Genomic DNA, 20,269 nt, shown 5'->3' with positions numbered 1-20,269 from the left:
ACATATGTCACTTTAGCATAATTTGGTCCTAAAAAAGGGGGCAATGATGCCCCCAATATTTTATCCGCTCATCGGATTAGCCATTATTCTTTTGTGGGCCCCAATCATAGATTCTCTTTTGATAGGCATACCACATCATCCACGCGCCGACCAAAATCATTGGCAGACTGAGGAATTGACCTTTACTCATCCATGCGATGAACAGCTGTCCGTTGTCAGGTTCACGGAAGAACTCGACGATGAAGCGGGCCATACCATAACCGATCAGGAATAACGCTGAAACCGCCATACGAGGACGTGGCTTTGAACTGAACCACCACAGTACGATGAATAACAATAACCCTTCAAAAAAGGCCTGATAGAGCTGAGAAGGATGGCGAATTAGCTGTAGCGGATCCGTTGGGAAAATCATACCCAGTGCAAAGTTTGGGTCTGCAACAGGGCGACCATAAAGCTCTCCGCCAATAAAGTTACCAATACGACCAAACATGAGCCCTGTAGGGACACATGGCGCAATAAAGTCGAGGGTTTGGAACCAAGTCATTTTGTATTTCTTACACCAGAACAGCATGGCAAGCATTACACCCAAGAAGCCGCCATGGAAACTCATGCCGCCTGTCCAGACTTGGAATAGCCAAATAGGGTTTGCAAGGAATTGCTCAAAGCCATAAAAGAAGACGTAACCGACACGACCACCAATAACTACACCTAGAGCGCCATAAAAGATCAGATCGGAGACCATGTCCGGTGTCCAACCTCGTTCTTTCGCGCGGTAGCTTGCTAGTCCCCAAGCAAACAAAAAGGCCAATAAATACATCAGTCCGTACCAATGGACTTGTAAAGGGCCAAGTGCTATTGCGACGGGGTCAATATTTGGATAGGTCAGCATGCATATTCCTAGTCATTATGTTTTGAACAGATTTTAGCTGAAAGAGATGAAAAATGTTGTACATTCAATGTGTAAAGATGATGAGTATCGTTTATGTGTATTGTGGCAATAGCATGGCAGGTCTTGGATGATATGCCATTGTGTTTGATTTCAAATCGAGATGAGTTCTATCAGCGTCCTTCGAGCCATTTAAAGCAATGGGAAAATAGCCCGATTATTGCAGGGCAAGATTTGCAGTCTGGCGGCACATGGATGGGGATAACACCAACAGGACGTTGGGCTGTTTTGACCAACTTTCGCGATGGGAAGGATCAAACCAGCTATCCAACGTCTCGCGGACATTTGATTCAATCCTTTTTAGAGTCTGAACAAACCCCGATTCGTTTTGCACAAGACTTAGAGAAAAAACAATGTGACTATGCGGGTTTTAATCTTTTTATGGGGGATCGGCATCAGGCGGTCTATATGAGCAATCGTGGTGAAGCACCACAGGTTCTTCCGAAAGGCGTGTATGTGGTGTCGAATGGTTTGATGACGGAACATTGGGAAAAAACCAAACATTTACGTAAGCGCTTTACCCAAGAGTTCTTACCGATGTTGCAAAAATCCCACATCTTACAAAGCGAGTTAGAGGCGACAGCTTGGGATATTTTGGAGGATGAGCGCAAGATTATTCCAGACTTGTTGCCACAAACTGGGATTAGTCTGGATATGGAAGAGTTATTGTCTTCGACTTTTATTCAAAGCCCTATTTATGGGACACGCTGTTCTAACTTCCTGCGCATGACCCATGAACAATGGTCTTGGCTGGAAAAGCAGCAGCAGGGTGAGTTCAAAGGAAAAATCACGGAACAGGCTGTACTCTTTAAATCATAAAAAATGCCGACATAAGTCGGCATTTTTTTTGGAATGACTTAAGAAGCTTTGGTTTCAGTCTTTTTCTTTTCTACTGATGGCATCAAGTCTGCTGTTAAATAACCGACACTTGCACTATAGCCATTGTTGTAATTGGCTAAAGTTGCTGCTTTTAAGTCCTCAGATAAGCTCTTCATGTCACCCGCATGTTGGAAGTTACTCATGATATAAGTCCAACCATTTACTGAGTCTACTGCATGTAAACCAGTCGATTCTGCTCCTGCAGGGGTTGAGAGTAAACGTACAGGATCTGCTTTGGTATCCACGTTATAAGCCCATAAGAAGTTATTTGGATGGTTACCACTGTCTTCACCAATGAATAAGGTGCGTAGTGTTTCAGAGAACTTCAAATTGTCAGGGCTTGCAATTTTATCTGGATTTGCTGTGTTACCTAAGCTATCCACTGTGATGTCCTCACCCATCAATAGCATTTTCGATTGATACGGAATCCATTCACTGTTGATAGGCTGCCCATCGGTTGTGTTCTGTCCTGCTGTTAAATCATGTGCCAGTACGCCACCCGCAGTGATTTTCTTCGTGAATGAAACATTGTGTGCGGCAACCCAAGCTGCATTGTCTTTGATCATTGAATTTTGAATATTTGCTAAAGCAGAATACGCAACTTTGTCTTTAATGTTGATGGTGGTCCCTTCCATCTTCGTGAAGGCCATGCTGCCACCTTTGAGTGCTGCGTAGCGGTGGGTTTCAAGGAAGGCTGCTGCTTTTTCCATACCTGGTTTTACTTTTACCCAAAGCTTCTTCTTGGCTAAAATAATTTTGGTATATGATGCGTCATTTGGATTAGTTGTTAAACTTTCCATGATGTCGCTAGGTTGGATATTGTCAACATTAACCATTTTTTCAATTTCTTGACTAGTTGCATGACCTAGCTCAATCCATTTAATTTGTCCTGTACTGCTCTCTGTCAGTTCAGATACATATTTAGCGACATAAAGTTTACCTGCTGACAAATCTTTTGCGACATCGGCAATGAACATAAAGAAGCCACCGTTGGTGTAGTCATCACCCATAATTACGGTACGGTTATCGGGCATGACATGTACCAGTTCATGCGAAATACGGCCCATACAGAAGTGTTTAACAATACTACCACTGCCGTCTTTATTTACGATCACTTCAGGTAAATGACCATAGTTATATGGTTTAGCTGCGGCCTCATCACCAAAGAAGTTTTTGCTGATTCCTTTTGGACTTGGTCCACCAATGCCTTGTTCAAATGCATCAGGTTCATATTCTTCACTAGATAAATGTGTGTTCCACGGTGACATGCTTGCACCACAAGTAATCCATAAACCATGAACTGCAGAGGTATCGACATTAAAGTATTTTTTAAGCTCTAAATGACCTGTTGTTTGGTTCTGGTCTAATGTCAAAATTGCAATTGGGGAGGGTAAGTTGCCATACTCGCTCGCGCCTGCTAGGTTTTGTGAGGCATATTCAAATTGCACCACATGGAATACTGGGTTATTCACACCTTCGACTTGAGCACCGTCTAAATGAATAAGCGAGGAGCCATCTGGGCAGTCTGAAAAGAATTGGCGTGGCGACGCTGGAACAGATGTATCCATAATTGGGTCGCCGTTGGCGTTAAAATATCCCCCAGCAATAATTTCACCACCGCCCCATTTAGGCACAGTATTGCCTGTTTCAAAAAAGCTTTTATAGCCAAGTTGATACTCTGAACTGGTTGAGTCATCCCAGTCGATTTTGAGTTTCGAACTGACTGATGTTTTAGCACGGTCTGCAATTGCAATAGGCGCTGCCATCGCTGTAAATGTTGCAGCTTTTAGATTTGCAGGTTTTGTCACAGGTGGTGTTACCGCTGTGTCATTGTCACTATCATTACAACCGCTCAATGCTGCTGCAGTAGTCATTGCCCCAAGCGGTAAAAAAGGGATTCCCGCAAACCATTTTAGAAGATCACGACGACTTGGCTGATTTGTTGTGGCTGTCATAGTAAGTCCATATCAATAATTGTAAATAAGTCGAGCTAGATTGTATGAAGCAGAAGTGACGTTTTATTTACAGTTTAGGGTCAATTTGAAGACAGTATTTGATAGGGCAATAGATACAACATGAAATAAAAAATCCTCCAGACAGTGTTGGAGGAAATAAGATGGAAGTTTGTAATTCTCAAGTTTTAGTGGCTTGTTGTTTTTCTTTTCTCTAATAATTTTCCGAAAAATAAACCAATTTCAAATAACAGCCACATGGGTACCGCAAGCATAATCATCGAAAGTGCATCAGGTGGAGTGACAAACATCGCAATGAAAAAGCATCCCACGACAATGAAACGACGCTTTTCAGCGAGACTCTGTGTGCTAACGACACCAATTAAAATTAGCACTAAAGTAATAATTGGGATTTCAAAAGTGAGTCCAAAAACCAAAAAGAGTTTCAAACAAAAACTGAGATAACTATTGATATCCGTCATTGGAGCGACGCTTTCAGGCGAGACACTGATAAAAAAATGTAAAATTGCTGGAAGCGTAATGAAGTAGGCAAACGCGATCCCGATATAAAACAGTGCGATACTACCCACAAGCAGTGGAACCGCCAAGAAGCGCTCTTTCTCATATAGTGCAGGTCGCACAAAAGACCATATTAAGTAAATGATGACTGGCATTGCTAACACTAGAGCAACAAATAGATTTAATTTAAACGGTGCCATAAATGTTGCTGTGACATCTGTCGCAATCATGGTTGAGTTGACTGGCAGTTGTTGGCGTAGTGGCTCAGATAACAGTTGATAAGTCGTATTTCGAAAAGGCAATAAACAAAAGAACAGCAACAGGGTAATGCCGACGATTTTAAATAAATACTTGCGCAGTGTAATTAAGTGCTGCATGACAGGCATTTGTTCTAATTCTTCATCTTGGCCTGTGTTTGAGTCTGGCCTTGTTGACACTTGATTCATACGGCTATCTTCAATTGGGGCTGAATAGGTATATTTGCTGCAGTAAACAAAGGTGTACCATGTTGTTTAAGATGGTTGATTGAAAATGGTGTTAATGGAGAGGGTGTGAGCCACTGATATTCATATGCAGCCGTATTTTCAGTCTTTGTTGTTGGAGCTGATTTACTGAGATGATCGAGTTGTTTTTGTAAGCGTTGTTCTATTTCGGTCATACGCTCAATTTCTTTTTGAATTTCCTGACGAAACTCAGAAAGCTTTAGCTCACGATCTACCTCAGTTTGAACGTTATTCATAAAACGTTTGGCTTTGCCATACCATTTGGCTGCAAAGCGTGCTGCTTCAGGTAGTTTCTCAGGACCTAGAACTAATAATGCAACGATAGCAAAGCATAAGAGTTCCGTCATACCTACATTTAGCATGGCAGTGCTCGCTTAGCTTTTAATAGAACTTTCGGTGCTTTTGACATGAGCATCAATCGTTCGTGGCTCATTGAGTTGAGCTGCTTCAGCTTCCTCATCACGGATCGACTTTTTAAAGTCTTTCACCGCACCACCGACATCTTTACCTAAGTTCTTAAGTTTGGCTGTACCAAAAAGAAGAATAACCACAATTGCAAAAATTAGTACATGCCAAATTGATAGTCCCGCCATGGGTAGATCCTCATCATTTTTCGTTTTCCCTATATCAACAGGCTTGTGTGACATTGCGGTGACGATGATGTTTCAATTTCAAGACAAAACGATCGCTTCGCACAGATTTTGAGAAAAAGCAGTGTTATGATGATTCGGTGAAATTTCAAGGATATTGAAGTGACGTTGCTGCTCCCTCTGTTGGCCTTTCTTAGTGGTTTATTCCTTGCATCCACCCCATTGGCAACACGGTTGAAAACAGGCTTTTCAAGTCTTTTAGCACGTTGCTTTATTCCGATTGTTATTGTCTACAACATGGTGTTTTATCAGGCTGGTAGCTTTAGTCTGATGTTATTCAGTTTTGTCGTGGCAGTGCTCTTATTTTACTTTTTCCTATATTTTTCAAAGAATAAATTAAGCGCCCTGTGTTTTAGTTATGTCAATATGGCATGGTTAGGCTTTCCTTTTGCAATTGCGTTGTTTAGCACAGAAATTAGTCCAGCAATGGTGGCTTTATATATCGGTGGCTCTATTTTTGGCAATCTCTGGGCAGTGACAGCTGTGAGCCAAACACCGTTAGCTTTTTCGTTTATTTTTAAAAAAGTGCTCTGTGCTCCACCCATGATTGCTTTGATTTTAGCCCTTATTTTTCGTTTCGTTGGCGTGCAACATTGGTCACAGCATGATCTGATTGATGTGATTTATAGTGCAGCCAAATTTTGTATGAGCTTCTCTGGCATGTGTGTATTGGGTATGTGGTTGAGGCACACCAAAGTTGAGAAAGCGGACCTGTGGCAAAGTAGTCAGACAGCTTTATTAAAATTGGCATGCGGCGTGGTGCTGTGTGGGCTGAGTTATCGTTACTTCGCTATTCCTAATATTGAACAATATATTGGGGTCATGTTCTTATTGTTCTGTTTACCGCCAGCAGCCAATATTGTGGCTTTGGAAACGCATTATCAGGGTACAGGCACGTCGGCAAAATACATTGCTTCAGGTACGATCATCAGCTGTGCCGTGGTGAGTATTTATGGTTTATTGCTGCATGTATTTGCTGTGATCTAAGCACTCACTTTAGCTAGAAATGCATAGTACTGCTGCGCAAGGGCGATAGAGGAGAATATAGAAAATTTTTCGCCACCTTCCTCCCCAAGGGGAGAAGGGGCAACATTACACAGCTTAGTTTTTATTGTTCTAAACTGGCTTTAAACAGTTGCATAGCCTGACCACGATGGCTGATTTTATTTTTTTCTTCTTTGCTCATTTCTGCACTTGAAAGCCCTAACTCGGGTAACCAGAACAGCGGGTCATAACCAAAACCATTTTCACCACGTGCAGCCTCCAGTACTTCACCTTTCCAAATGCCTTGGAAAATTTGTGGAAGAGGATCATCAGCATGTTGCACTAACACTAAAACGCATACAAACATGCCTTCAATCGCTTGAGCGTCTTTACGCAGTGGCTTGAGTTCAGCTAAGAGCTTTTGGTTATTGGCCGCATCATCGCCGTGTTCACCTGCATAACGCGCAGAGTAAATCCCTGGAGCACCATCTAAAACTGGGACACAAATCCCAGAGTCATCTGCAATGGCTGGTTTTCCTGAAATTTTAGAAGCATGGCGTGCTTTAATAATCGCATTTTCGACAAAGCTCAAACCATCTTCAATGGCATCTTCAATATTCAATTTACCTTGAGCAATCACTTCAACAGGTAAGTTCAGCTCTGCAAATAATTTTTCAAATTCCGCAATTTTGCCTTTGTTATTGCTTGCGAGGACTAAGGTACCTTGAGATAACCAATCAGTTGATGCCATGTGAAAGATCCGTGCTTTAAAAATTATGCGGTTATTTTAACAAGTCCGACTCATGGATAGGCAATAAAAAAGCACCCGAAGGTGCTGAGTATGGAAATAAAAGCTTATTGAGCTTGAATCCACTTGTCTGCACGGTCACGTGCTTGACGAATTTGATCTTGTGTTAAGTTTGCCGCTAAGGCTGTTTTCTTGCCTTCAGAAAGCGTAATCACTTTATTGTCGAGCATGCCATCACGGGTTGAAAGCTCATACCATTGATAAGCACCCATGTAGTTTTTCTTTTGCTCTTCCATCATCGCCAAGTTAAAGCTTGCGCGGTTATCACCACGGCTGGCTGCTTTTTCAAAGTATTGACGTGCTAAAGATTCATCTTTTTTGGTGCCTAGGCCATCTGCAAGCATACGACCAACATTTAGCTGAGCAGCCGAAAGACCTTGATCTGCAGCGGCTTTGTACCAAGCAAAGGCCTGTCGTTCATCTGCAGAGATATCTTTACCTTGTTGATACTTGGTTGCAAGATAGAACTGCGCAGCAGGCTGACCTGCTTTTGCCGCTTTAATTAAGCTATTGATATCCATAACAGAATACTGTGCAGCTTGACTCGCAACAGACGTGGTTGGGGAAACATAATCTGCATGAGCTTGAATGCTCAAAAGTCCAACCAGTAGTGTCGTGCTTAAGAATAGTTTTTTCATAGAGCGCTCACTCGATAAATTGCGACTTCACCAAACAAATTCGGGAGACGTTTACTGAGTAAACTATCTTGTTGATCCCCATTTACAGCGAGTCGATTAATAATTCTGATGTTATTTTCCGCACAAAGTGCTTCAAAATCACGGAAAGTACATAAGTGGATATTGGGTGTGTTATACCACATGTACGGCAAAACTTCAGAAACGGGCATCATTCCTTTCAGTGCCAAGAAAGAACGGGTCTTCCAATGGGCAAAGTTAGGAAAAGTAATGATCGCCTGTTTCCCTACGCGCACCATATCACGTAATAAAACATCTGGTGCATCTACCGCTTGCAAGGCTTGTGCCATAACGACATAGTCAAAAGACTGGTCTGCAAAGCGGCTTAAACCCAAGTTTAAGTCTTGTTGGATAATATTTAACCCGCGACCGACTGCAATTGCAATCTTTTCTTGATCAATTTCCAGTCCATATGCGCGAATATTGTGCTTTTTGCTCATATGAGCCAGTAATTCACCGTCACCACAACCTAAATCGAGTACGCTAGAATCAGGTTTGATCCATTTTTCTGCCAGTTGATGATCAATACGCATTACACAGCCTCCTGGGTTGCTTGAAGGTGTTCAGAACCACCCAAAAATGCACGTAATGCTTTTACATACAAAGGAATCGGGAACAGGAACGAGTCATGGCCTTGTTCAGCGTCGATATCTAAATAGCTCACTGGTTTGTGGTTGGTGATCAACGCATCCACAATTTCTTGTGAACGTTGCGGGGTAAAACGCCAGTCGGTGGTAAAGGACACCACAAGGAACTGACATTTGGTCTGTGACATGGCTTTAACTAAAGACTGTTCATACTCACGCGAAGGATCAAAATAATCCAAAGCTTTGGTCATAATCAGATAAGTGTTGGCGTCAAAGTTACGGCTAAATTGCTCACCTTGATAGCGCAAATAGCTTTCGACTTGGAATTCGACATCGAAACCATACATAAATTTGCCTGACTTTAAGTCGCGGCCAAACTTTTGTTTCATGGCTTCTTCAGATAGATAGGTAATATGACCGACCATACGTGCCAAAATTAGGCCACGTTTTGGATAGCTATCATTTTCAAGATAGCGACCATCATGGAAGTCTGGATCAGACAAAATTGACTGTCGTGCGACTTCGTTAAAGGCAATATTCTGAGCAGACAGTTTCGGCGCACTGGCAATAATCACGCATTTTTGCAAACGATCAGGATAATCAACCGACCATTGCAAGGCTTGCATACCACCCAGCGAACCACCAATCACCGCACTCCAGACTTGAATACCCAGATGATCGGATAAAATAGCTTGGGTTTTAACCCAGTCACGGACGGTGACTAAAGGAAAGTCAGGACCATAAGGACGGTTATCATTTTCAGGGTTTGGCGAAGTTGGCCCTGTTGAACCGCTACAGCCCCCAATATTGTTCAGTGCTACCACGAAAAACTTTGAAGTATCAATCGCTTTACCTGGGCCAATACAAGCATCCCACCAACCCGGTTTTTTATCGTCAGCATGATGGTAACCCGCAGCATGATGATGACCTGATAGTGCATGGCAAATTAAAATCGCATTGGATTTATCTGCATTGAGTTCCCCATAGGTTTCAACCATCAATTCATAACGAGGAAGAATACGACCGCATTCGAGCTCTAAGGGCCCTTCAAAAGTAAACTTTTGTGGAGTAACGATACCCACGGAGTCAGCAGGAAAAGACACAGGAATAATACGCCTTAAATCTTTGGGGTTAATAAACAAAAGGATACCACTTGAGGGTATCCTTCTAAAGTCATTTTAGTGCTAATTATTATTGCTAATACTTATACCGCAGCAGCAATCACTTGATCTGTGCTTAACACACCTTGATCAATTAAGCGGTTGGTACACGCAATAATCGCTTCAATCGATGAGGTCACAATGTTGTCGTGAATACCCGCACCGAAGGCTGATTTTCCAGTGCCTTTGACTTGTAACTCAACCAAAGCCAAGGCTTTTGCATTTGCTCCAGAGCTAATACCACGCTCTTCGTAGCTCAAGACGTCAATTGGTAACTGTAAAGCATCCAACATTGCAGAGATTGGACCATTGCCTTCACCACGTAATTGCTGCGTTTCACCATTCACTTCAACTTCAAGCTCAACCACTTGTTTGCCGTTGTTGTCATACAAACGGTAGTTTTTAGTCGAGTAATGTGTATCTTTGGTGTCCACATAAGTTTCTTTGAACAATTTCCAAATTTCTTGTGCGGTAATTTCAGTGCCTTCTTCATCGGTACGTTTTTGTACGGTTTGAGAGAATTCAATTTGGATACGACGTGGCAATACCACGTTGTAATTTGCTTCTAACAAGTAAGCAATACCGCCTTTACCTGACTGTGAGTTGACGCGAATCACAGCATCATAGTCGCGGCCCAAGTCTTTCGGGTCGATTGGCAAGTATGGCATATCCCAAATTTCTTCGTTCTTTTGGAACTCAAACCCTTTTTTAATAGCATCTTGATGCGAACCAGAGAATGCGGTGAAGACTAAGTCACCTACATATGGGTGACGAGGGTGAACAGGCAAACCTGTACATTCTTCTACCGTTGCAATGATTTCATTGATATTTGAAAAATCTAAGTTTGGCGCAACACCTTGAGAGTACATATTCAAAGCAATTGCAGCGACGTCGACGTTACCAGTACGTTCGCCATTACCAAACACACAACCTTCGACACGGTCTGCACCGGCCATAATCGCCAATTCTGATGCAGCAATCCCACAGCCACGGTCGTTGTGACAGTGCACAGAAATAATCACGCCATCACGACGAGCAATGTTGCGGTGCATCCATTCAACTTGGTCTGCATAAACATTCGGTGTTGAAACTTCAACCGTAGCAGGTAAGTTTAAAATCACTTTATTGCTTGGCGATGCTTCCCAAATTTCGGTAACTGCATCACACACGTCTTTTGCAACTTCTAATTCAGTTGCAGAGAAACACTCTGGGCTGTACTGGAACACCCATTCCGTTTCAGGATATTGCGCTGCATATTCTTTGACTTTGCTGGCTGCATTGACCGCCAATTGCTTCGCACCTGCAACATCAACATTTAAGACTTTTTGGCGGAAAGTTGGTGCATTTGAGTTATAAATATGCACGATTGCACGTTTTGCACCCGCTAAAGACTCAAAGGTACGTTGGATCAAATGATCACGTGCTTGAACTAAAACTTCGATATACACATCATCTGGAATGTGATTTTCTTCGATTAATTTACGGGTAAAGTCAAAGTCAATTTGAGAGGCTGAAGGGAAACCGATTTCAATATTCTTGAATCCAATTTTCACCAACATTTGGAACATTTTAAATTTTTGTTCCATGTCCATCGGTTCAAAAATCGCTTGGTTACCATCACGCAGGTCAGTACTCATCCAAATAGGCGCTTTTGTAATTTCGTTGTTTGGCCATTGACGGTCTGGCAAGTCAACACGTTGATACATGCGACGATATTTTTTACTTGGATCAGCCAACATCATGAGGTAACTCCTTACATAGTACGGGTTGCATTTAAGGGGGGTAATAAAAAGCAACCTACTACTGAATATAGATTGTGTCTATGGTCTCTATTTACAAGGGAGTCTTCAGGGTGTTTGTAAACGTAAATATTTGATACGACTTAGATTTACCGTGAGTAACCTTGTAACGTTATATTTAAGAGTTTAATCCAGTTCGGTCGAAAAGATTTTTCTTTTTTTATGGCTTTTAGTCGTATCTGAAAAAATATTTCCCTTTAATTTGATATATAGGGGAAATATTTCCGTGTATTTTTGAGATGTGTTTGATCTTTTTCTTCATTTTAAGAATTTGATTCATTTCATTCGCTTTTTTGAAGAGGTTATGAGAACTCTATGACCATATCGGGCTGTATATCTGCAAGGGTTGCAGTGCCCATCAACGCCATGGTGATCTCAAATTCTTCTTTTAAGATTTTAAGCACATGGGCAACGCCTAAGGCACCCGCAGTGGCAAGACCATAAATACATGGTCTTCCAACTAAAACCGCGGAAGCACCTAAAGCAATGGCCTTAAACACATCTGAGCCGCGACGCACACCCCCATCATATAAAAGAGGGAAGTCATGCGGAACGGCTTTTTTTATGAGTTGCAAGGCTTTGAGTGGAGGAATACAGGTATCTAAAACTCGACCGCCGTGATTAGACACAATTAAGCCTTGTATGCCATGTTGAATGGCCAGTTGGGCATCGAGTGGGCTGACGATGCCTTTTAACAGGATGGGTAAATCAGTCTGTTGAACCATCCATGCGATGTCGTCCCACGTCGGAGCAATTTTCATTAGCCCATTAAACACGGGATGATCGCCTTCTTGCAGTTCAGGCAGTGGAATATGGGCAGGAGTGTGCGGATGCTGCATGTTTTCAGGAAGGTGAAAGAAAGCACGACGTTCACGGTCACGGATGCCTGTATGTGGAGAGTCCACAGTGATTACAATGGCGGTGAAATGTTGTGCCTCAGCGAGCTTCAGTAAAGCTAAAGACTTATCGCGGTCACCTTGCCAGTACAGTTGAAACCATTTGTAGGGATTTTCAGGTTTGAATGTTCGCATGTCTGTGTTGGTAAAAGTACTCAAAATCATATTGCTACCGAGTACTTCAGCTGCCAGTGCGGTTGCTGCTTCTGCTTCAGAATGAAACTGCTGTTGATGACCAATCGGTGCCACAAAAATAGGATGTGGAAAGATTTGCCCTAAGATTTCACAGCTCGTATTGCCTTGAGTGAGATCTCTTAACATGCGTGGTATTAAGTGCAAGTTTTGAAACTGAGCGAGGTTATTCCGAACACTGATCTCATCCATAGCGCCACCTTGCAAATAGTGCCAGACCATCTCGGGTAGATGCTTTTCTACCTCAATTTCATAGTCTGCAATCGTTTGCAATGAGGCAGGAATTTGGGTGAGTGGTGGCAAAACAGTTTTTGATGTCATGGAACGGTCCAGTTGCTACAGTAGTTGACGTTGGGCTGGGATTATTGTTTTACAGTTCAGCCCATTTGCGCATCAGGTTATGATACAGACTGGTGAGCTTGACCACTTCTTGATGTTGATCACTGAGTTGCACACGTAGGTTCTGAATAGTTTGATCAAGATTAAATAAGATATGGCGGTCAGCATCATCTCGAATCATACTTTGAACCCAAAAGAACGAAGCGACACGGCAGCCTGAGGTCACTGGTGTTACCTCATGCACGCTAGTAGATGGATATAAAATCATATCACCCGCGGGTAGTTTTACTTCATGATAACCATAGGTGTCTTCTACCACCAAATCGCCACCCTCATATTCGTCAGGTTCGCTTAGAAAAACAGTGCAGGATACATCAGTACGAATCCGATCTTTGCTTCCAGCTACCCAGCGAATGGCATTGTCCACATGGAAGCCAAAAGTTTCGCCCTGTTCATAGCGGTTAAAATAAGGCGGCAAAATATCTAAAGGTAGGGCAGCGGACATAAAGAGTGGATGTTGTCCAAGTGCTTCTAAGATGATATTGCCTAAGTGTTGTGTGAGAGGGTGATCTTCGGGGAGCTGTTGATTTTGTTTTACATTTTTTGAGAGTGATCCTGTGGTTTTTTTACCATCAATCCACTCGACTTTTGCCATTTCACGGCGAAAGTATTGTACCTGTTCTTTGCTTAATACATTGGGAATATGATGGATCACAACACGACCTGCTGAAAATGAAAGATCTATTTAGTCTTTAAGCATATATAAAAATAGCCTCAATGAGAGGCCATTTTTGTTTTGTTCCATAACTAAGTTATGGAATTAACTATCGAACTTAGTACTTAAAGTTTACAGAGAGTACTGCGCTACGACCTTCAGCTTCTGTTGCATAGTGAGATGCGTAAGCTTTAGTGAAATAACGTGTATCAGCCAAGTTGTTGACATTTAACTGTAGATCCACATTTTTGTTCACGTTATAACGCGCCATTGCATCGTAACGTACATAACCTGGAACAAATTTAGTATTTGCAGCATCACCATAGACTTTGTCCATTGCAATTGCACCAGCGCCTAAAGTTAATTCTGGCAATACTTTGTAAGTCGTCCAGAGAGTTGCACTATTTTCTGGAACATTTGGTAATTGTTTACCCTTCGCTGGGTTAGGATATGTACATACGCCTGCACGTGTACATGACGGACCTGGATTGGTCATTTCTGTATCTAAGTAAGAATATCCAGCAGTAATATCCCATTTATCCGTAATTTTACCTGTCGCGGTAAGCTCAATACCATCAACCTTGCTTTCCCCACCGTTGGTATACGTGCCAGCATCAAGTTGGATACGTGTATTTTGTTTTTCGGTACGGAAAATAGCAGCAGTAAGGTTTAAGCGGTCATTGAAAAGATCCCATTTCGTACCTAGTTCAATAGTACGTGCTTCTTCAGGTTTTAAATCCATGTAGGCTTGGCCAATTGCTTCTGAGCCATCACCACCATCGACACCTACAGGGTTTGCAGAGGTTGCATAACTTGCATAAATTGAACCATTTTCAACAGGCTTGAAGGTTAAACCAGCTTGATAGGTGAAAAAGTCTTTATTATTTTCAAGCTTAGCACCTGTAGCATTAGTCACTTGTTCTGTATCGAACTTATCCCAACGAAGTCCTAAATCCAATAACCATTGTGGATTGAACTCGATATTATCCAGTAAATAAACTGAAGTAACTTTAGTCGTGGTAGTTGTCGTATTACGATTCGCTACAGCTGTACCTAACCATTCTTCTTTAGAATTAGGATTAGTTAAAGAAGTACACCATGCATCATTAATTTTACAATCACTATTGAAGCCACCAGTTGTTGTACCAGCATAACCTGGGTAAGTTGTTGTATAGCTACCTTTGTTAGACTCTTGGTCGCTATATTCTGCACCCACATTAAATTTATGTTTAATTGTACCCGTATTAAACTTACCAGTTAACGCAAGTTGATCTGTAAAGATGTCGGTATCTGTAATACGTGAGTTGATACGGCGCCATACTTTGTCATTTAATACATTACCTTTAGAGTCGTCTGGTTGAGTCCAAAGGTAATCATTTGTCGACTTGTTATAAACAGCAGTATTCGTGATGGTTAAATTATCATTAATATCGTGCTCTAATTTGATTGTACCAATTTGATTTTCTTGTTTTTGGAAATCACGATCATGTAAGCCGTAGTATATGCCTTGTTTTACATCTACAGGTTTGCCTACAGTTGCTTTCTTTGTAGCATCATAATTGTAAGGCACACCTGAGTCAGGTGTATCATCAGATTTTAAATAGTAATAGCTTAATGTTGCACGTGTATCACTGTCTAGGCCAAAAGTAATACTTGGCGCAATACCTGCACGTTTGTATTCAGCACCGTCATGTTGCCCAGCTTTTTCATTCTGGTGTCCCATTACAGCAACACGAGCTGCAATACCATTACCAAAGTCTTTATTGCCATCTAAAGTAATACGTTGGTAGTTATCTGTACCTGCAGCAACAGAACCTTCTAAAGCATCGCCTTTTTTAGCAACTTTAGAAATCATGTTAACACTGCCACCAACAGAGCCAGCTCCACCAAGAGAAGAAGCAGAACCTTTGATTACTTCAACTTGCTCTACTGCAAACATTTCACGGTTTTGCGAAGATGAGTTGCGTACGCCGTCTACGTACATTGAACTTTCAGAGTTATAACCACGGATAAATGGACGGTCACCATTTGGGTTACCACCTTCACCTGCACCAAGTGTGATCCCAGGTACTGTGCGTAAAGCATCGCTTAAAGTTGTAACTTGAGTGTCTTCAATCAACTGTTTAGAAATAACAGATACTGACTTTGGTGTGTCGAGTAGGGGAGCAACGAACTTGCTGTTTGCAGATTTGTCTACTTTCAAACTTTGTTCTGCTGCCGCTTCCGTGTGAATTGTTTCTAATTGCGCGATTTGATCTTGCGCAACAGCATTGACTGCAACCACAGAGAGTGTTGAAGCGATTGCTGAAGAAACCAGCTTTTTACGTGTTTTGATGAAGGCCATAACGAATCTAGTTCTAGCGTTGTAAATTAGTATGCGAATAATAATGATTCTTATTTTTTGTAGCATAACTATTACATTGGAATTGTCGATGCTTAGATATATTTGTGTAGAAAAAATAAATGTAATAATGTAATGAATTTAACATAAGTTCTTGATTTTTATTTAAATTGGAAAATTAGATTATATTTTTATAATGTTATTGGAATTTAGAATCCATTATTTTTAAGCTAAGTTTGAAGGTGTTTCTCAAGTGAATATGTATAAATTATGTTGGATCTATATTAGCTATGTACGAAGAAAACCCTGCCGAAGCAGGGTTTTGCATGTAGATTAGAACTTAAAGGTGGTACTTAGCTGAACGCGTCGTCCTTCTTGGGTGTTACTATAACGATTGTAATCGCCTGTCCCTATTTTTTCATAATCATTGAAGTCTTTGTCAAAGACATTGTATAAAGCCACACCAACGTCCCAGTTATCATTAACGATAAAGTTTGAACCAATATGGAACAGTGTATAAGCCTTATAATCTCCTAAAGCATCATAAACAGCTTGGTTAGCTACGGTTAGATTCTCGTAATTTGACGTAAAACGTGCACGTTCACTACGATATTCACCACGTGCCCATAAATTGACGAAATCGGCAGCTTGCCATTTCAAAGAGGCGTTTGCCATATGCTTTGGTGTATCATTTAGAACAGGGTTATTAAGTTGTTTATCCTTAATTTCCGTCTCGGTCCAAGTATAATTGAGGCCTAGTTTCCAGTTTTCTGCAAACTCCCAATTTAGACCAGTTTCAATACCATAAACTTCAGCTTCTTCGGCATTGATTGGGCGCGTAACGTTCCATGTATCTGGAGCACCTCGGTTATAGTCCATTGTCCAAGGCGTTCCAACGGAAAGCATATAGTCTTCACATTGCTGTTTATTCGTATCAGTATTACAACGTAACTCAGCATTACCTGTCATAATTTTGTCTTCAATTTCACTAAAAAAACCTGTGATATTAAAGTCAAAATTAGAGTTATTCGTAAAATACGTACCTAGTTCTAAATTTTTACTGGTTTCAGGTTTTAAATCAGGATTACCGAAAACAGGTGTGCGGCCTTGACCACTAACATTATAAATACCTGTGGTTAGGCGTTCTAATCGAGGCGCTTTGTAGCCTTCAGAGTAGCCACCTTTAAATGTCCAGTTTTCATTTGCATTCCAGACTAAATAAGCACGCGGCGTCCAAAAATCTCCAAAAGTATCATGATTGTCATAACGTAACCCCAAGGTTAATGCCAAACTATCATTAAGTGACCATGTATCTTCAGCGAATAGTCCTAATTGCTCAAAAGAAACTTCTTTTTGAACACGAAGTCCATCACGAATGCTTGCATCCCACCATTGCCCCCCTAAAGTAATGTTATGACCATTAATATAATTAGTCGTAAACTTGGTATCGAAAATAGTATCTTCGCTTTCAAGCAAACGTAGTGTTATTGCCTGAGACATATTTTGCGCGCGAGCCGGAATTAAGCGACCTACCGTTTCTGTTTGAGTATTTGCGAGACTAGACTCAAGAGTGCCGATATTACTGCGCCATGTATGCGAAAGAATCATTTTTTCACGATTATATTCTTGGGACTTATCATAACCGCCGTTTGCACCTAAAGTGCCTAATTGTCCTTTAGAGTTGTCATACCATTGATCTGTCTGCTCATATTCCGCAGAAATATCATGTTGATCCGTTGGTGTTAAAGTTAAGCGAACACCAATATTTTCTAAGTCTGACTTGGTTGGGTTTTGTCCCTGAGTTAGTTCTGTTTCAGTACCTTCATCATCGCTACGAATTACGTTTGATTGATCTCGTTCAGCTTTGCGGCCCCTTAATTGAATACCAAGGAGGTTTGGAATAAGTGGACCAGTAACATATGCATCTACAGAGCGTTGATTCCCGAAATCAGAACTATTAGGGAGTAATGTTCCTTCTAAAGTGACTGCTCCAGTCCATTCATTTGAAACTTTTTTAGTAATAATATTGACTACACCACCGATGGCGTCAGAGCCATATAATGTTGATGCAGGGCCGCGTATGACTTCAATACGTTCAATCGCAGATATTGGAGGGATAAAACTGTTGTTTGATTCGCCAAATCCATTTGGAGTAATGTCACCAGTGCTGTTTTGACGGCGACCATCAATTAGAACGAGTGTATATTCTGAATCCATTCCACGAATACGAATATTCAGACCACCTGTTTTTCCTGCTGTGGGACTAATATCAACGCCTTCTATATCGCTTAAGGCATCGGCAATCGAATTAATACGTTTATTTTTTAAATCTTCTGCTGTAATGACCGTCATTGTAGCAGGTGCTTTTTTAATATCTTGTTCAAAACCCGCAGCTGAAACCACAATGGTGGAAAGCTGATGTGGCGATGAATCTTCAGTTGTTGTTTCTGCGAAAACAGGAGTGGTGATTGCCCCAAGCAATGCCAATGAAAGAGGGTGTAGATTAAACTTACTCATAACTAGAGTTCCAATGATGGACGAGAAAAAAATTGAAAAAAACGATCAAAGTTGACGCAAATATTAATGGTAATATTTATCATTTTCAACAAAAAGCCATAAAAAATATAATACTTTGCGCTTAATCAGTAGCGATTTAAAAATATTCAAAATAAAAAACGATAAATGAAGAAAAAAATATGTGGTTTCAATCGGGTGTTTTGTATATCGTTCAATGTTGTCATATAATGTGGCACTTTTTAAAATTGTTCTTACCAAAAGATTGAGGAAGCCATGCAAGTAACTTCTGAAGCGGTTTCGGGTGTTACCCGTCGTTTAAATGTATCTGTACCGACGAGCCGTGTTAACGAGCAGTTCGAAGCTCGCTTAAAACGCACTGCTAAAACTGTGAAGATCAACGGCTTCCGTCCAGGTAAAGTGCCAGTAAATGTTGTTCGTCGTGAATATGGCGCGGGTATCTACCAAGAAGTCGTAAGCGACATTATTCGTGACACAGTATTTGAAGCGATCCAACAAGAAAAAATCAATGCTGTCGGCATGCCAAACATTGAAAAATCTGAATTAAAAGACGACGCGCTTGTATACGAAGCGACTGTTGAAGTTTATCCAGAAGTTAACGTGAAATTTGATGGTTTAGAAGTTGAACGTAAAGCATCTGAAGTAAACGACAAAGATGTTGATCAAATGATCGAAAACCTTCAGAAGCAACGTGCTTCTTGGGCTGAAACGAAAGGCATGGCTAAAAAAGACATGCAAGTAACTTTTGACTTTGAAGGTTCAGTAGACGGTGAAAAGTTTGAAGGCGGTTCTGCAGAAGACTTTAAACTTGTTTTAGGTTCAGGTCGTATGATCCCTGGCTTCGAAGACGGCATCGTTGGTATGAAGAAAGGCGAAGAGAAAGTGATTGATGTAACTTTCCCTGAAGATTACCAAGCTGAAAACCTTGCTGGTAAATCAGCTCAATTCAAAATTACTGTGAAGCTTGTTGAAAAACAAAAACTTCCAGAAGTTGATGCTGAATTCCTTAAAATCTTTGGTCTAACTGAAGAAGAAGGCATTGAGAAGTTAAAAGCTGACGTTCGTAAAAACATGGAACGTGAAGTGAAAAATGGTTTGCGTAATCAAGTGAAAGGTGCAGCTTTTGATGCACTTGTAGCTGCAAACGAAGTTGAACTTCCTACGTCTATGGTTGCTCAAGAAGTTGACCGTCAACGTCAACAAATGATCCAACAGTTCACTCAGCAATTTGGTGCTCAAGGTGCGAAAGCATTTGACTCAAGCATGCTTCCAGATGAGTTGTTCAAAGAACAAGCTGAAAAATCTGTAAAATTAGGCGTATTGGTAAGCAAAGTTTTAGCTGATGCTAAAATTGAAGTAGATCAAGCACGTGTTGATGCTTACATCGAAGACATGGCTTCTTCTTATGAAGATCCAGCTGAAGTGATCGAATACTTCAAAAATGACAAGCAACAACGTTCGCAAATCGAAGCTGTTGTGTTAGAAGACCAAGTGGTTGATCACATCTTAGCGTCTGCTAAAGTAACAGATACTGTTGTAAGCTACGAAGACTTATTGAAAGAGCAACAAGCTCGTCAACAAGGCTAAGTTTAGCTAAAGTAAAAAAGGCGCTTTGAGCGCCTTTTTTATTATGATCTGGTTTTTTTAAAAGGCCTTGCGTTCATAAAGCTTATGCAAAAAATATCTGTTATTTACTTGAGAATATTTTGCATTTTCAGCAATTATCCCTCATATTGTGACTATGAGTTGAGTAACAAAAAATTTAGGAA

General features: G+C 41.1%; 17 protein-coding genes. 3 read left to right on the top strand and 14 right to left on the bottom strand.

All coding sequences use genetic code 11. From position 1 onward, the window contains the following. Nucleotides 1-76: 76 nt before the first annotated feature. Nucleotides 77-889: a prolipoprotein diacylglyceryl transferase gene (gene lgt / locus AC4CU3_RS06170; protein ID WP_201953570.1), complete on the bottom strand. Its 813-nt coding sequence runs from the start codon at nt 887-889 to the stop codon at nt 77-79. 93 nt (nt 890-982) lie between these two features. Between lgt and AC4CU3_RS06165 the strand changes: the two genes are divergently transcribed. After that, complete coding sequence (locus tag AC4CU3_RS06165) at nt 983-1,765, top strand: NRDE family protein (RefSeq protein WP_201953573.1); 783 nt, start codon at nt 983-985, stop codon at nt 1,763-1,765. Nucleotides 1,766-1,803: 38 nt separating this feature from the next. Here AC4CU3_RS06165 and AC4CU3_RS06160 read toward each other — a convergent pair whose 3' ends face one another. The 4 genes from AC4CU3_RS06160 to tatA form a co-directional block, all read right to left on the bottom strand. Then, nucleotides 1,804-3,780, bottom strand: coding sequence for a PhoX family protein (locus AC4CU3_RS06160; protein WP_004692450.1), 1,977 nt, complete (start codon nt 3,778-3,780; stop codon nt 1,804-1,806). A gap of 185 nt (nt 3,781-3,965) precedes the next feature. Then, on the bottom strand, nt 3,966-4,742 hold the full coding sequence (gene tatC / locus AC4CU3_RS06155; RefSeq protein WP_004692449.1) for a twin-arginine translocase subunit TatC: 777 nt from the start codon (nt 4,740-4,742) through the stop codon (nt 3,966-3,968). Beyond that, on the bottom strand, nt 4,739-5,161 hold the full coding sequence (tatB, locus tag AC4CU3_RS06150; protein WP_004692447.1) for a Sec-independent protein translocase protein TatB: 423 nt from the start codon (nt 5,159-5,161) through the stop codon (nt 4,739-4,741). The genes tatC and tatB overlap by 4 nt, the downstream gene beginning before the upstream one ends. Nucleotides 5,162-5,173: 12 nt before the next feature. Then, complete coding sequence (gene tatA, locus AC4CU3_RS06145) at nt 5,174-5,392, bottom strand: Sec-independent protein translocase subunit TatA (RefSeq protein WP_004692445.1); 219 nt, start codon at nt 5,390-5,392, stop codon at nt 5,174-5,176. A gap of 159 nt (nt 5,393-5,551) precedes the next feature. On the opposite strand from tatA, the gene AC4CU3_RS06140 reads away from it, so the two are divergent. Then, on the top strand, nt 5,552-6,436 hold the full coding sequence (locus tag AC4CU3_RS06140) for an AEC family transporter (RefSeq protein WP_004692443.1): 885 nt from the start codon (nt 5,552-5,554) through the stop codon (nt 6,434-6,436). 121 nt (nt 6,437-6,557) lie between these two features. On the opposite strand, the gene rdgB is transcribed toward AC4CU3_RS06140, so the two are convergent. The 9 genes from rdgB to AC4CU3_RS06095 form a co-directional block, all read right to left on the bottom strand. Further along, complete coding sequence (gene rdgB, locus AC4CU3_RS06135) at nt 6,558-7,184, bottom strand: RdgB/HAM1 family non-canonical purine NTP pyrophosphatase (protein WP_004692441.1); 627 nt, start codon at nt 7,182-7,184, stop codon at nt 6,558-6,560. Between the two features lie 104 nt (nt 7,185-7,288). After that, entirely contained in the window at nt 7,289-7,879 is a 591-nt protein-coding gene (locus AC4CU3_RS06130) for a tetratricopeptide repeat protein (RefSeq protein WP_004692440.1), read from the bottom strand. After that, complete coding sequence (gene metW, locus AC4CU3_RS06125; protein ID WP_004692438.1) at nt 7,876-8,469, bottom strand: methionine biosynthesis protein MetW; 594 nt, start codon at nt 8,467-8,469, stop codon at nt 7,876-7,878. Before metW ends, AC4CU3_RS06130 begins: the two co-directional genes overlap by 4 nt. Continuing rightward, nucleotides 8,469-9,626 carry a homoserine O-succinyltransferase MetX gene (gene metX / locus AC4CU3_RS06120; RefSeq protein ID WP_279044518.1) on the bottom strand — a complete coding sequence of 386 codons (1,158 nt, stop codon included), beginning with the start codon at nt 9,624-9,626 and terminating at the stop codon, nt 8,469-8,471. The genes metW and metX overlap by 1 nt, the downstream gene beginning before the upstream one ends. Nucleotides 9,627-9,727: 101 nt before the next feature. Further along, the gene (gene leuA, locus AC4CU3_RS06115) at nt 9,728-11,425 is read right to left on the bottom strand and encodes a 2-isopropylmalate synthase (protein WP_005400823.1); all 1,698 of its coding nucleotides are present in this window, start codon (nt 11,423-11,425) and stop codon (nt 9,728-9,730) included. A 359-nt stretch (nt 11,426-11,784) separates the two neighbouring features. Next, on the bottom strand, nt 11,785-12,891 hold the full coding sequence (locus tag AC4CU3_RS06110) for an alpha-hydroxy acid oxidase (protein ID WP_039890252.1): 1,107 nt from the start codon (nt 12,889-12,891) through the stop codon (nt 11,785-11,787). 49 nt (nt 12,892-12,940) lie between these two features. Next, nucleotides 12,941-13,624 carry a Fe2+-dependent dioxygenase gene (locus AC4CU3_RS06105; protein WP_005400821.1) on the bottom strand — a complete coding sequence of 228 codons (684 nt, stop codon included), beginning with the start codon at nt 13,622-13,624 and terminating at the stop codon, nt 12,941-12,943. Between the two features lie 118 nt (nt 13,625-13,742). After that, nucleotides 13,743-15,968 carry a TonB-dependent receptor gene (locus tag AC4CU3_RS06100; protein WP_005400820.1) on the bottom strand — a complete coding sequence of 742 codons (2,226 nt, stop codon included), beginning with the start codon at nt 15,966-15,968 and terminating at the stop codon, nt 13,743-13,745. A gap of 330 nt (nt 15,969-16,298) precedes the next feature. After that, nucleotides 16,299-18,482, bottom strand: coding sequence for a TonB-dependent receptor domain-containing protein (locus tag AC4CU3_RS06095; protein WP_279044499.1), 2,184 nt, complete (start codon nt 18,480-18,482; stop codon nt 16,299-16,301). 273 nt (nt 18,483-18,755) lie between these two features. On the opposite strand from AC4CU3_RS06095, the gene tig reads away from it, so the two are divergent. Next, nucleotides 18,756-20,087 (top strand): trigger factor, encoded by a 1,332-nt coding sequence (gene tig / locus AC4CU3_RS06090; RefSeq protein ID WP_005400818.1) that lies wholly within the window; start codon nt 18,756-18,758, stop codon nt 20,085-20,087. Nucleotides 20,088-20,269 lie beyond the last annotated feature (182 nt).

It is taken from the genome of Acinetobacter sp. 802_lipA (assembly GCF_058242885.1).
The sequence above is the reverse complement of the archived record's forward strand: the minus strand, read 5'-3'. Positions and strand labels throughout refer to the sequence as shown.

Bases quoted from the DNA above. Each gene is read 5' to 3' on its own strand.
- AC4CU3_RS06110 (WP_039890252.1), bottom strand. From the start codon at position 12,891: ATGACATCAAAAACTGTTTTGCCACCACTCACCCAAATTCCTGCCTCA.
- AC4CU3_RS06095 (WP_279044499.1), bottom strand. From the start codon at position 18,482: ATGAGTAAGTTTAATCTACACCCTCTTTCATTGGCATTGCTTGGGGCA.
- AC4CU3_RS06160 (WP_004692450.1), bottom strand. From the start codon at position 3,780: ATGACAGCCACAACAAATCAGCCAAGTCGTCGTGATCTTCTAAAATGG.
- metW (WP_004692438.1), bottom strand. From the start codon at position 8,469: ATGCGTATTGATCATCAACTGGCAGAAAAATGGATCAAACCTGATTCT.
- tig (WP_005400818.1), top strand. From the start codon at position 18,756: ATGCAAGTAACTTCTGAAGCGGTTTCGGGTGTTACCCGTCGTTTAAAT.
- leuA (WP_005400823.1), bottom strand. From the start codon at position 11,425: ATGATGTTGGCTGATCCAAGTAAAAAATATCGTCGCATGTATCAACGT.
- AC4CU3_RS06100 (WP_005400820.1), bottom strand. From the start codon at position 15,968: ATGGCCTTCATCAAAACACGTAAAAAGCTGGTTTCTTCAGCAATCGCT.
- AC4CU3_RS06130 (WP_004692440.1), bottom strand. From the start codon at position 7,879: ATGAAAAAACTATTCTTAAGCACGACACTACTGGTTGGACTTTTGAGC.
- tatB (WP_004692447.1), bottom strand. From the start codon at position 5,161: ATGCTAAATGTAGGTATGACGGAACTCTTATGCTTTGCTATCGTTGCA.
- lgt (WP_201953570.1), bottom strand. From the start codon at position 889: ATGCTGACCTATCCAAATATTGACCCCGTCGCAATAGCACTTGGCCCT.
- tatA (WP_004692445.1), bottom strand. From the start codon at position 5,392: ATGGCGGGACTATCAATTTGGCATGTACTAATTTTTGCAATTGTGGTT.
- tatC (WP_004692449.1), bottom strand. From the start codon at position 4,742: ATGAATCAAGTGTCAACAAGGCCAGACTCAAACACAGGCCAAGATGAA.
- AC4CU3_RS06165 (WP_201953573.1), top strand. From the start codon at position 983: ATGTGTATTGTGGCAATAGCATGGCAGGTCTTGGATGATATGCCATTG.
- rdgB (WP_004692441.1), bottom strand. From the start codon at position 7,184: ATGGCATCAACTGATTGGTTATCTCAAGGTACCTTAGTCCTCGCAAGC.